Here is a 12,586-nt window from a genome sequence, read left to right as displayed (position 1 = left end):
CGGCCAGATGATCAGGCTGTGCCAGCTCGGCGGTGGGGACAAGCGCAGAAGGGCGGACGGGCGGCGTGATCGCCCGGGACGGGGCGCCGGCGAGCGGCAGGTGGGGCGCCTCGACCGGGCCCGGGCACGGCCCGGAAGCGGCAGGCGAGCGGCTGGTCTCTTCGGGTGAGAGGCGGCCGGGGCCGGCAGGCGGTGACGGGCACCGCGCGCGGCCGACGGAGAGAGGCGGGGCGAGGTGTCCGCGGGCGGCCTGCGGGCCGGGGGGCCCGGCCCGCAGGCCGGGCGGGGGGTGTGTGTCAGCCGGCCACGTAGGGCTTGGCCTCGACGATCTTGACCTTGGCCACGCCGCCGTTCGGCAGTTCGTACTCGGCGCGGTCGCCGGCCTTCTTGCCGTTGACCGCCTGGCCGAGCGGGGACTGCGGCGAGTAGGTGTCGATGGTCTCGGAGGCGTACTCGCGGGAGGCCATCAGGAAGGTGAGCGTGTCGTCATCGTCGTCGGCGAACGAGACCGTGACGACCATGCCGGGCTCGACCACACCGTCGTCCGGCGGCGCGGCACCGACCTCGGCGGTGCGCAGCAGCTGCTCCAGCTGGCGCACGCGGGCCTCCTGCTTGCCCTGCTCCTCCTTGGCGGCGTGGTAGCCGGCGTTCTCCTTGAGGTCGCCCTCCTCGCGTGCCGCCTCGATCTTCCGGGCGATCTCCGTACGAGCGGGACCGGTCAGATACTCCAGCTCACCCTTGAGCTTGTCGTACGCCTCCTGGGTCAGCCAGGTGACGTTGTCGCTGGTCTGGGTCACAGGTGCTCCTCGGGTACTGGCGGGAATAAAAACAATGCCCGACCCTGCGGCTGAGCCATCCAGGGTGGGCGAAACGCCGATCATAGACCAACGCCGATCGAGTTGCGAAAGGATTACCCTCCGGATTCGCAAGCAAACCCGACGGAAGTGTTCACCACTGTTGACCTGCTCGTTCATGCCGGACGACGGGCGCACGGCCGTCCGCTCGGCGCGGCGCGCTCCCCCGCCGAGGGCGGTGGCGGGTGGGGCGGGTGTGCGTGGAGGTGAGGTGGTGGGCGGGCGCGGCGGTCAGTCGCCGGCGGCGTCGCAGCTGAGGAGTTCGGCGCTGGTGGCGCGCGCGGTGGTGCGCAGCGTGTGGGCGCGGTGCACGGTGTCGCCGTCCTCCTCGAACCTGAAGTCGGCCCGGCCGACCTCCAGTCCGTCGAACGCCTGCGAACGGACGGTGCAGACCGCGCCGGTCCCGGCGGACTTGCGGACCTGGACGGTGACCTCGACCTCGGTGTCGGAGAGCACGGTGAAGCCGGTCAGCTCCCCGGTCACGGTCTGTCCCCCGATGTAGCTGATCCCGGCCCAGCCGATGAACGTCAGCAGCAGGGCGCCGAGTACCGCACCGGTGATCTTCAGCCCACGGTCCTGACGGGACCCCGATGAGCCGTACCGGCCGGCCGGAGCGGCGGCGTCCCGGTGTTCCGGGGCGGCGTGCTGGTCGCCTGCGGTCGGCATGGTGGCGGTCCTCGGTCTCGCTGGGGGCGGGTCGGGGTGGTGCGCGGCCTCGCTCCGGCCCTGGGCCGGGAATGGGCTGTCACTCCCATCAGTCACTATAGAAGGCGATTGGCGGACCAAGATGACGAGGATCGAGCCTTGACTGAGCGACTGCGGCTCATGGCAGTGCACGCCCACCCCGACGACGAGTCGAGCAAGGGCGCCGCGACCATGGCGAAGTATGTGTCCGAGGGCGTCGACGTCCTGGTCGCCACCTGCACGGGCGGTGAGCGCGGTTCCGTGCTCAACCCCAAGCTCCAGGGCGACGCCTACATCGAGAAGAACATCCACGAGGTGCGCGCCCGGGAGATGGAGCAGGCCCGGGAGATCCTGGGGGTCCGGCAGGAGTGGCTGGGCTTCGTGGACTCCGGGCTGCCGGAGGGCGACCCGCTGCCGCCGCTGCCCGAGGGCTGCTTCGCGCTCCAGGACGTGGAGGTCGCGGCGGAGCCACTGGTGCGGCTGATCCGTTCCTTCCGTCCGCAGGTGATCACCACCTACGACGAGAACGGCGGCTACCCGCATCCGGACCACATCATGACCCACCTGATCTCGGTGGCCGCGTTCGACGCCGCCGGGGACCCGGAGCGCTACCCGGACGCCGGGGAGCCCTTCCAGCCCTCGAAGCTCTACTACAACCAGGGCTTCAACCGCCCCCGCACCGTCGCCCTGCACGAGGCGCTGCTGGAGCGCGGCCTGGAGTCGCCCTACGCGGAGTGGCTCAAGCGCTGGGACGACGCCGGCCGGGAGCGGGAGCTGACCACCTACGTGCCGTGCGGTGACTTCTTCGCCGTCCGTGACAAGGCCCTGCTGGCGCACGCCACCCAGATCGACCCGGACGGCGGCTGGTTCCGGGTGCCGCTGGCTCTCCAGCAGGAGGTCTGGCCGACCGAGGAGTACGAGCTGGCGAAGAGCGTGGTGGAGACCACCCTCCCCGAGTCCGACCTCTTCGCGGGCGTCCGTGACAATGACTGATATGACTGACCCGTTTTCTCTCGCCCGGGAGCTGGACGAGTTCACGGTGACGCCCGGAGCGCTCGGCTTCGTGGTCTTCGCCGTGCTCGGTCTCGCCGTGTGGATGCTGCTGAAGTCGATGACCCGCCAGCTGAACCGGATCGAGATCAAGGATCAGGACCGGTCCTGATCCGGTGCCCGCGCCCGGCGGCGCGCTTCCGCCGCTGACGCGGCACGGCGAAACCCTCCGCCGGCCGGCCGTCGTCCCGTGAGAACGGGAGGACGACCAGGCCGCCGGAGGGTTTCGGCGTGCCGTGGGTTGCGCCGTCGCGGCATGCCGGGGCGCCGCCCCGGCACCGTCTCAGCCGGTGACCCCGGCCACACCGGTGGCGTCGGTCACACCGTCCGCGCCTGCCACGCCGAGGACGTCGGAGGCACCCCGGCTGGGCACCATGCCCAGCCGCCACGCCGTCCAGCCGGAGTCCAGGCCCTGGCCGCGCCCGAGCATCAGCGAGAAGCTGTGCACCGCGTCGGTGAGCCGGGGGTCCCGGCGGGGGTGTTCCTCCCGGAGCAGTTCGTCGATCTCCTGCTGGGCGACCGCCTGCCCGACCTCCGGACCGCCGGGTGAGGCCAGCGGCAGCAGGGTGCAGCGCAGGAACCGGGCCCATTCGGCCCCGCGGCCGTCGGGACGGCCCTCCCCGTAGCCCTCGGTGAAGAGCTTCAGCGCGTCGGCGGTCAGTTCCAGTGCGCGGTCGGCGCGGTCGTTGCCGCCGTCGATGACGGCGAGCTCCAGGCAGGTCCACGCCTGCCCGTGGACCACGCCGGCGCGCTGGTAGTCGCGGCGGGCGGCGGTCAGCAGCTGGCGGGCGAACCCGCTGTTGCGCAGTGAGCCGGAGCTCTCGGCGCGCAGGTCGCGCGTGACGCGTGCCTCGTGGTGCCGGGCGCAGGCGACGCCGTACCGGTCGGGCATCCGGTTGAACATGTTGCGGGCCCGCTCCAGGGTGCGCATGGCTCCGCCGAGGTTGCCGGAGTCCTCCTGTGCCTGGCCAAGGTGGAAGAGGGTCCATGCCTCGCCGCGGGCGTCGCCGTTGTCGCGGTGCTGGGCGAGCGCGGTGCGCAGCTGCTCGACGCCGGCGGCGCTGTCGCGGTCCGCGACCCGGGCGGTGCCCAGCTGGGTGAGGGCCCATGCCTGGCCGCGCACGTCACGGGAGCGCTCGTACAGCTCCAGCGAGACGCGCAGTTCGCGTTCGGCGTCGGCGACGGAGCCGCCGCGCAGCGCGTTCTGGCCGAGGTGGAGCCGCGCCCATGCCTCGCCGTGGACGGAGCCGCTGTCGCGGTGCAGTTCCAGGGACTCGGCGAGCAGTTCCCCGGCGGTGGTGAGCCGCCCGCGTTCGCGTTCGACCGCGGCCAGTGCGTGCAGGGTCCAGGCGCGGTCGCCGGGGAGGGTGTCGCGGGGCTGGAGGTCCAGGGCCTCGGTCAGCTTGGCGACGGCCTCGGGCAGATGGCCCTGGTGCTGGAGGGTGATACCGAGGTCGCGGAGCGCGCGGGCGACACCGGCCTGGTTGCGGGCCTCCTGGTAGAGGTTGACGACCCGGGAGAGGGTGGAGTGGGCCTTGTCGAGTTCGCCGAGCTGCCGTTCGGCGACGCCGGTGCGCCAGGTGACGGAGCGGGTAAGCAGTCCCTGGTTGACGGACTGGGTCAGTTCGTTGAGTTCGCCGAGGCGGTAGAGGTCGCCGCGCAGCAGGCAGTAGTCGCACAGGGCGCCGAGCAGATGCTGTACGGCCTGCCGGTCGACTCCCTCGTCCGCGTGCCGCAGGGTGGCGGTGATGAAGCTGCTCTCGTCGTCGAGCCAGCGCAGGGCGGCGCTGACGGAGGCGAAGCCGTGGCCGCCCGCCGCGGCGGGCAGCATGTCGGCGCGCGTGGAGGTGTTGCCGTCGACGAGCCGGATGACGGTGTCGGCCAGTTCGGCGTAGCTGCGGATGAGGCGTTCCTGGGCGGCGGCGCGGTCGGTGGCGTCCTCCTCCTCCCACAGGCGGGCGCGGGCGAACCGGCGGACCAGGTCGTGCAGCCGGTAGCGGTTGCCGCGGACGTTGCGGATGAGGCCGGCGCCGGCGAGGTCGTCGAGGTGGCGGGCGGCCTCGCGCTGGGTGGTGTCCAGCAGCGCGGCGGCGGCGCGGGCGCCGAGGCTGGCCCGGCCGGCGAGGGCGAGACGGCGCAGCAGCCGCCGTAGTTCCTCGGGCTGTTCGGCGTACCGCATCCGCAGCGCGCGGTCGCCGGCGTCGAGGCTGCCGGGCGGGCCCTGGGCGGCGAGGTCGTCCGCCAGGGCACCGGGGCCGCGCAGCGTCAGGTTGGGGCCGAGCATCCGCAGCAGCAGGGGGCGGCCCTCGCAGCCGTCGGCGAGTCGCCGCCAGCCGGGGTCGTCGTCGGCGGGCAGGCTGTCGGGGGCGGGCTCTGAGAGGGAGGAGCGCAGCAGTTCGACGGCGGCGCCGGTGTCGAGGGGGCCCAGCTCCAGGTGGTGCACGGAGGCGGGCGCGTCCTCCAGGGCGAGGGGTTCGGCGGAGGTGACCAGGACGAGCGAGCCGGAGCGTTCGGGTATGAGGGTGCGCACCTGGCGGGCGTCGGTGGCGTCGTCGAGGATGATCACGACGGGCAGGCCCGTCAGGTGGCGGTGGTAGCGCTCGACGAGCCGGGCGAGCTGCCCGTCGTCGTCCTCGCCGCGGCGGCCGGTGCCCTCGCGGAAGAGCAGCTGGTCCTGGGGGGCGCCCAGACGGTTCATCAGGTGGAGGATGGCGTCGCGGGTCGGCAGCGGGTCGACGCTCTCGCCGCGCAGGTCGGCGAGGCTGGCGCCGCGGAAGAGTTCGCGGAGTTCGTCGGCGGCCCAGCGGGCCAGCATGGTGCGGCCGGAGCCGGAGGGTCCGTGGAGGACCACGACGGTGGGGCGGGTGTCGGTGCGGGCGCGGTCGCGGTTGACCCACTGGGTGATCTGGCTCAGCTGCTGCCGCCGGCCGATGAGCGGTGATCCGCGGTCGGGGAGCTGCTCGAAGGAACGGGCGAGGACGTTCCGGGCGCGGGCGGCCTCGCTGCGGTTGGTGCGACGGGTGGGCGCGGCCCGTTTGGCGGGCTGCTGCCGCGGGACGCCCGGGATGTGGGTGACGACGGTGCGCTCCCGTTCGATCCACGGGCGGATACCCCGGACCTCGACGGCGGTGAGCCAGGCGAGACGGAGCTGTTCGACTCCGCCGGGCTGGTTGCGGCTGCCGGCGTGGGACTCGGCGCTCCACAGATGGGCGACGACGGCCTGGAGGAGGAACCCGGCGACGGCGGCGACGGCGACGAGTGCGGCGCCGGCGGCGGCGTGGCCGGGGGACGATTCGGTGGCGACGAAGAACAGGGTGGCCAGCGCCGCCGCGGTGGCGGCGCCGAGTGCTCCGCCGATCGCCCTGGCGTCGAACCGTTCGCGGAGGCGGCGGGGCGCGCTGTCGCGTTCCGCCTGCCGGTAGTCGGCCCATTCCTCGGCGGCGGGACGGACGATCTGGTCGAGGGTGCCCTGCGCTCGCTGGAGCAGCCGGGCGCCGTCGACGGTTCCGGAGGAGCGTTGCACCTCCGCCTGCACGGCGGCTGTCAGGAGGCGTTCGACCTCCGCCCGGTGACGGTCTCTCATCTCGGACAGCACGGTCATCCGCTTCCCCTCCCAGCGCCGGCGCCTCGTGCCGCCCGGTGCGGCCGTCGGCGATCTCTGCTCGGGGTAGGCGTTACCCCGGCTCGGCCCGGTGACGCGGCGCCGCGCCGGGCTTTGGGCATTCTTGGTGTTCGCACGCACCGGCGCCCGTGGTCGCGCGGACTCCGGGCGCGAGTGCGCCGGTCGCTTGCCCGTGTCGCGGCGGGCGTGGACCTCGCCGCGGGCCCCACCCCTGCCCACGGGCACCGCGCGTCGCCGGTCCGTCCGGTCGTCGGTGCTGCACAGAGGGTACGGGCCGGGGCCGCGACGCGCACCCCCTCTGTGCCGCGTACACGCCACACGGCCACCGGCCCCCACCGCACGGTGCGCGGGGGCGCCGGAACGGTGGGGGCCGGTGGACGGCGGACGGTGGCCGGTCAGCCGGTGGCGCGCTTGTACTTGCGCACCGCCAGCGTGCGGAAGATCGCGATGATGACGACGCAGTAGATCACCGTGGCCAGCACCGGATGCTGCAACGGCCAGGCGTCGGGCGCCACATAGCCGTCCGGCTGGTTGCCGAACAGGTCACGGACCGCCACCACCGCCGCGGAGAACGGGTTCCACTCCGCGACCGGCTGGAGCCAGCCCGGCATGTTCTCCGACGGCACGAACGCGACCGAGATGAACGTCAGCGGGAAGAGCCAGATCAGGCCACCGGAGGTCGCCGCCTCCGGGGAGCGCACCGACAGGCCGATCAGGGCCCCGATCCAGGTGAAGGAGTAGCCGAGCAGGAGCAGCAGCACGAAACCGGCGAACGCCTTGACCACACCGTCGTGGAACCGCCAGCCGACGATGAACGCCACGATGGCCAGCACCACCAGGGTCAGCGCCGTCTGCACCAGGTCGGCGAAGGTACGGCCGGTGAGCACCGCGCCGCGCGCCATCGGCAGCGCCCGGAAGCGGTCGATGATGCCCTTCTGCATGTCCTCGGCGATGCCGGCGCTGGCACCGGCGGTCGCGAAGGTGACCGTCTGCGCGAAGATGCCGCCCATCAGCCACTCACGGTAGGACGAGGCGTCCAGGCCCGCTCCGGGGATGTTGATCGATCCACCGAACACGTAGCTGAACAGCACCACGAACATGATGGGCTGCACCAGGCCGAAGATGACGACCTCGGGGATGCGCATCATCCGCAGCAGGTTGCGCTTGGCCACGACCAGGGAGTCGCGGGCCGCCTGCGCGACGCCGATGGAGGTGTCGCTCGTCGGGGGCGGCACGGGTGCCGGGTTCTCCTGGGTGATCGTCACTTCGACTGCTCCTTGTCCGCGTCGCCGCCCTCGCCGCCGTCCGCGTCGCCGCCTTCGCCGGTGCCTTCGCCGGTGCCTTCGCCGGTGCCTTGTCCGGCCGCGGCCGTCGGCGCGTCCGGGCCCCCGTCCTTGGTGGCGCCCTTGACCGGCGCCTGTACCTGGTCCTCGGCGGCGTGGCCGGTGAGGGAGATGAAGACGTCGTCCAGGGTGGGGCGGCGCAGCCCGATGTCGTTGATCTCGATGCTCTCGGCGTCGAGTTCGCGGATGACCTCGGCCAGCACCTTGGCGCCGCCGTCGACGGGGACGGTCAGCCGCCGGGTGTGTTCCTCGACCTTGACCTCGCCGTCACCGACGCGGTCCATGATCCGGCGGGCGGCCGGCAGGTGCGCGCGGTCGTGGACGACGACCTCGACGACGTCGCCGCCGGTCGCGTCCTTCAGCTCGTCGGAGGTGCCCCGGGCGATGATCCGGCCGAGGTCGACCACGGCGATGCTGTGGGCGAGATGGTCGGCCTCCTCCAGGTACTGGGTGGTCAGCAGCAGGGTGGTGCCGCCGGCGACCAGTTCCTGCATGACGTCCCACAGCGCCTGCCGGTTGCGCGGGTCGAGCCCGGTGGTGGGCTCGTCCATGAACATCACCGGCGGGCTGACGACCAGCGCGGCGGCCAGGTCGAGGCGGCGGCGCATGCCGCCGGAGTAGGTCTTGGCGGTGCGGTCGGCGGCGTCGGCGAGGCCGAACCGCTCCAGCAGTTCGCCGGCCCGCCTCTTCGCGTCCCGGCCGGACAGCTGGTAGAGCTGTCCGACCATCTGGAGGTTCTCCCGCCCGGTCAGGTACTCGTCAACGGCGGCGAACTGGCCGGAGAGGCCGATGGAACGGCGCACCGTGTTCGGGTACTTCAGCACGTCGATACCGGCCACCTCCACCCGGCCGCTGTCCGGCTGGATCAGGGTGGTGAGGACGCGCACGGCGGTTGTCTTGCCGGCTCCGTTGGGGCCGAGGAGGCCGAGGACGGTGCCTTCTGGGACGTCGATGTCGACGCCGTCCAGTGCCTTGACATCGCCGAAGGTCTTCACCAGACCTTCGGCGTAGATGGCGCCTGGCATGGTTTCTCCCGATCTGGGGTCTCGTCCGGGTCCGCCCGCCGTGGGGCGGCACCGGGGTTCGGGACGGTCGCCGGTCGGCCCGGCTCGCGCCGGGGCCGTCCGGGGCCGCCGTTCCGCCGGCCGGCCCGGGCACGGCCGGTGCGGAGGAACGCGTGGTGACGTGGCCCGCTCGTGTTGACGTTGCTGCATTCAGCGTCGCCCCAAGCAGGGCGCGCCGCCACCTTAGACTATCGCGATGTATCGCGTCTTCGGACGCGACATGATTCCGGCCGCGACAGCGTGGTTTCCGGTCGTCCCGGCGCGACAGGGCAGCGACGAGCCACCCGGCGCACAGGCCGGTGGACGGCCCCGCACGGGTGATGGGTAGTGATGACGGACGCCTCGCGAGCGCGCTCCGGCGACCCCGCGAGGCCGACCGCCGCGCGAGAGAGGACCGCCGGGCCCGACAAGTCGGTCAGTGAGTCAGCGAGTCAGTGAGTCAGCGATCAGTGATCAGTGATGAGTGAGTCAGTCGAGCACGATGTACCCGGCCGACCGCAGCGCCGTGCGCACCTTCTCGCAGTGGACCGGCCCCTGCGTCTCCAGCTGGAGCTCCACCTCGGCCTCCTCGATCGCCAGGCCCGGGTCGATCCGCACGTGGTTGACGGCGAGCACGTTGGCGTCGGCCAGCGACAGCTCGCCGAGCAGCGCGGCCAGCACCCCGGGGCGGTCGGGCAGCCGCAGCCGCAGCGAGAGGTACCGCCCGGCCGCGGCCATGCCGTGGCGCAGCGCCCGCTGGAGCACCAGCGGGTCGACGTTGCCGCCGGAGAGCACCGCGACGACCGGGCCCTCGAACGCCTCCGGTTCGGCGAGCAGCGCGGCGACCGGCGATCCCCCGGCGGGTTCCACGACCATCTTGGCCCGCTCCAGGCAGAGCAGCAGCGCGCTGGAGAGGGCGTCCTCGGAGACCGTGCGGACCTCGTCGACCAGGTCGCCGACGATCCGGAAGGGGACGTCGCCGGGGCGGCCGACCTTCATGCCGTCGGCCATCGTCGCCACCCGCTCCAGCGACACCGGCCGTCCGGCGGCAAGCGACGGCGGGTAGGCCGCCGCGCCCTCCGCCTGGACGCCCACCACCCGCACGTCCGGGCGCAGCGACTTCACGGCGAGCGCCACGCCGGCCGCCAGGCCACCGCCGCCGATCCCGACCACGACGGTCCGGACCTCCGGGCACTGCTCCAGAATCTCCAGGCCCACGGTGCCCTGCCCCGCCACCACGTCGGGATGGTCAAAAGGGTGAATGAAGACGGCACCGGTCTCGCGGGCGTACTCCTGGGCGGCGGCGAGCGTCTCGTCGACGACCTGGCCGTGGGTGCGTACCGTCGCCCCGTACTCGCGGGTCGCGGCGACCTTCGGGAGCGGCGCGCCGACCGGCATGAAGACCGTCGAGGCGACGCCGAGCAGCGAGGCCGCCAGCGCCACCCCCTGCGCGTGGTTGCCCGCGCTCGCCGCGACCACCCCGCAGGATCGTTCCTCCGGAGTGAGCCCGGCTATCCGGGTGTACGCCCCGCGGAGCTTGAACGAGCCCGTGCGCTGCAGGTTCTCGCACTTCATCTGGACCGGGGAGCCGACCAGGCGGGTCAGGAACCGGCTGCCCTCCATCGCCGTTACACGAGCGACACCCGTCAGCGTCTTCTGGGCGTCCCGCACGTCGTCGAGGGTAGGAAGCCGGAGAGAGGGAGAGGTGTCCTCGGGGAGGTTCGCAGCCATGCGCCCAGTCTGGCAGCCCGCCGCGCACCCGGCTCAGCCGCGTGTGGTCCTCCACGGCCACCCGGCGCCCCGGAGCCCGGCCACCCGCCCCGGCCTGCCCACGCCCCGTGGGCCCCCGCACGACGCCGAGCCACCGACACGGTGAGCTACCGCGGAGTACAGGTCTTTATCGAACGGTGCCTTAGGACGGGTGGGACAACGGTCCCCGCGCGTCGTCGCTCCGCGTACTCTGTGCCGCATCTCGCGCCACCCCCCACGCCTGACCCTTCACTCCATCGATGCCAGGTACCCCTCATATGACCCCTGAAGTCACGCAAGACACCGCACCTTTCGAGACCTCCGACCCGTTGCTGGACGCACTCCAGCACGAGGTGGCGGTATTCGCCCGTCGCGCCGAGCAGACGCGTCTCGGCGGGATGGGACCGGCCCGCAACTCCATGGACCGGGCCGCCTACTTGCTGCTGAGCCGCCTCGACCAGGCCGGCCCCACCGGCGTCAAGTCCCTTGCCTCCGGCATGGGTATCGACTCATCCACCGTCACCCGGCAGGTCGCCCCGCTGGTCGACTCCGGGCTGGTGGACCGTTCGGCCGACCCGGACGACGGCCGCGCCGTCGTCCTGCGTCTCTCCCAGCGGGGCAGCGCCCGGCTGGAGGAGGTGCGCGCCTCCCGGCGCAAGCTCATAACCCTCCTCACCGCGGGCTGGACCGACGAGGAACGGGAGCGCTTCCACGAGCAACTGATCCGGTTCAACGAGGCCGTGGCCCACTGGCAGACGGGCCCCGCCGACCCGGCCGCCCGGCCCGGAGCACGCTGACGGCCCGGCCGGACGCGACCGCCCGCGGCGGCGCGCGCCGGTGACGGGGTGGGACCGCTTCCGCTGCGGGCCCCACCCACACACGGCGGCGGGGCCGCCGGGATCACTCCCGGCGGCCCCGTCCGTGCGTCCACCCGGCACGCGCCGAACACCCGCGCGTCCGTCCCCAACAGCCCTCCACCGCAGGGACGTTCGCGGTGCCCGGGGGTTCGGGGTGTGTTCCGGGTCAGCCGATGGCCTGGCTGAGGTCGGCCAGCAGGTCGTCCAGCGCCTCGATGCCCACCGACAGCCGCACCAGGTCCGCGGGGACCTCCAGCGCGGAGCCCGCCACCGAGGCGTGCGTCATGCGGCCCGGGTGCTCGATCAGCGACTCCACGCCGCCCAGCGACTCGCCCAGGGTGAAGACCTTGGCGCGGTCGCAGACGTCGACGGCGGCCTGCTCGCCCTCGGTCAGCTGGAACGACACCATGCCGCCGAAGTCCCGCATCTGCTTCGCCGCGACCTCGTGGCCCGGGTGGGACTCCAGACCGGGGTAGTGGACCCGGCTGACCTTCGGATGGGCCGCCAGCATCTCGGCGATCCGCGCGGCGTTGGCGCAGTGCCGGTCCATGCGCACCGCCAGGGTCTTGATGCCCCGCATCACCAGCCAGGCGTCGAACGGCCCGGCGATGGCGCCCATCGCGTTCTGGTGGTAGGCAAGTTCCTCGCCCAGCGCGGAGTCCGCGACGACCAGCGCGCCGCCGACCACGTCGGAGTGGCCGCCCATGTACTTGGTGGTCGAGTGCACCACCACGTCGGCGCCCAGCGCCAGCGGCTGCTGCAGGTACGGGCTGGCGAAGGTGTTGTCGACGACCAGCCGCACCCCCGCGGTGCGGGTGATGTCGGCGAGCGCCGCGATGTCGGTGATGCCCAGCAGCGGGTTCGACGGGGTCTCCACCCACACCATGCGGGTCTCCGGCCGCAGCGCGGCGCGGACCGCCGCCGGGTCGGAGGTGTCCGCCACCGACCACTGCACGCCCCAGCGCTCCACGACCTTGGCGATCAGCCGGAACGTGCCGCCGTAGGCGTCGTTCGGGATCACCAGGTGGTCGCCCGGACTCAGCACGGTGCGCAGCAGGCAGTCCTCGGCGGCCAGGCCGGACGCGAAGGCGAGGCCACGCCGGCCGCCCTCCAGCGCCGCGAGGTTCTCCTCCAGGGCGGTGCGGGTCGGGTTCGCGGACCGGCTGTACTCGTAGCCGCCGCGCAGGCCGCCCACGCCGTCCTGCTTGTAGGTCGACACCTGGTGGATCGGGGGGACCACCGCGCCGGTGGCCGCGTCGGGCTCCTGCCCGGCGTGGATGGCCAGGGTCTCGAAGTGCTGGCTGCGCTCGTTCATGGGGACACCGTAATGGCCGACGACGGGTGCTGAACCCCACCGCGCGCCCGTCCGCCCCCGCGCCCGACC

The 12,586-nt window shown here is 73.0% G+C and carries 10 protein-coding genes; 3 read left to right on the top strand and 7 right to left on the bottom strand.

Going from position 1 to position 12,586, the window contains the following annotated elements:
- Positions 1-296 precede the first annotated feature (296 nt).
- Positions 297-797 carry a transcription elongation factor GreA gene (gene greA / locus E0D90_RS04690; RefSeq protein WP_130796702.1) on the bottom strand — a complete coding sequence of 167 codons (501 nt, stop codon included), beginning with the start codon at positions 795-797 and terminating at the stop codon, positions 297-299.
- Positions 798-1,085: 288 nt separating this feature from the next.
- Positions 1,086-1,520, bottom strand: coding sequence for a DUF4307 domain-containing protein (locus E0D90_RS04685; RefSeq protein ID WP_130796701.1), 435 nt, complete (start codon positions 1,518-1,520; stop codon positions 1,086-1,088).
- A gap of 138 nt (positions 1,521-1,658) precedes the next feature.
- On the opposite strand from E0D90_RS04685, the gene mca reads away from it, so the two are divergent.
- Positions 1,659-2,531, top strand: coding sequence for a mycothiol conjugate amidase Mca (gene mca, locus E0D90_RS04680; RefSeq protein ID WP_103500519.1), 873 nt, complete (start codon positions 1,659-1,661; stop codon positions 2,529-2,531).
- 1 nt (position 2,532) lies between these two features.
- Positions 2,533-2,700 carry a hypothetical protein gene (locus E0D90_RS26465; protein ID WP_157996812.1) on the top strand — a complete coding sequence of 56 codons (168 nt, stop codon included), beginning with the start codon at positions 2,533-2,535 and terminating at the stop codon, positions 2,698-2,700.
- A 171-nt stretch (positions 2,701-2,871) separates the two neighbouring features.
- Here E0D90_RS26465 and E0D90_RS04675 read toward each other — a convergent pair whose 3' ends face one another.
- From E0D90_RS04675 to ilvA, 4 genes are all read right to left on the bottom strand, one after another.
- Positions 2,872-6,189 carry a tetratricopeptide repeat protein gene (locus tag E0D90_RS04675; protein ID WP_227869989.1) on the bottom strand — a complete coding sequence of 1,106 codons (3,318 nt, stop codon included), beginning with the start codon at positions 6,187-6,189 and terminating at the stop codon, positions 2,872-2,874.
- 416 nt (positions 6,190-6,605) lie between these two features.
- Positions 6,606-7,445 carry an ABC transporter permease gene (locus E0D90_RS04670; protein ID WP_374754133.1) on the bottom strand — a complete coding sequence of 280 codons (840 nt, stop codon included), beginning with the start codon at positions 7,443-7,445 and terminating at the stop codon, positions 6,606-6,608.
- Between the two features lie 26 nt (positions 7,446-7,471).
- Positions 7,472-8,578, bottom strand: a complete 1,107-nt coding sequence (locus E0D90_RS04665) for an ATP-binding cassette domain-containing protein (protein ID WP_130796700.1) — start codon at positions 8,576-8,578, stop codon at positions 7,472-7,474.
- 507 nt (positions 8,579-9,085) lie between these two features.
- Positions 9,086-10,327 (bottom strand): threonine ammonia-lyase, encoded by a 1,242-nt coding sequence (ilvA, locus tag E0D90_RS04660; protein WP_130796699.1) that lies wholly within the window; start codon positions 10,325-10,327, stop codon positions 9,086-9,088.
- Between the two features lie 296 nt (positions 10,328-10,623).
- Here ilvA and E0D90_RS04655 point away from each other — a divergent pair, with 296 nt between their 5' ends.
- Positions 10,624-11,142 (top strand): MarR family winged helix-turn-helix transcriptional regulator, encoded by a 519-nt coding sequence (locus E0D90_RS04655; RefSeq protein ID WP_227869988.1) that lies wholly within the window; start codon positions 10,624-10,626, stop codon positions 11,140-11,142.
- Between the two features lie 226 nt (positions 11,143-11,368).
- Here E0D90_RS04655 and E0D90_RS04650 read toward each other — a convergent pair whose 3' ends face one another.
- Complete coding sequence (locus tag E0D90_RS04650) at positions 11,369-12,517, bottom strand: cystathionine gamma-synthase (RefSeq protein ID WP_130796698.1); 1,149 nt, start codon at positions 12,515-12,517, stop codon at positions 11,369-11,371.
- Positions 12,518-12,586 lie beyond the last annotated feature (69 nt).

The organism is Streptomyces otsuchiensis (genome assembly GCF_004305975.1).
Taxonomy (GTDB): domain Bacteria; phylum Actinomycetota; class Actinomycetes; order Streptomycetales; family Streptomycetaceae; genus Streptomyces; species Streptomyces otsuchiensis.
This window is presented reverse-complemented; position numbering and strand designations above follow the sequence as displayed.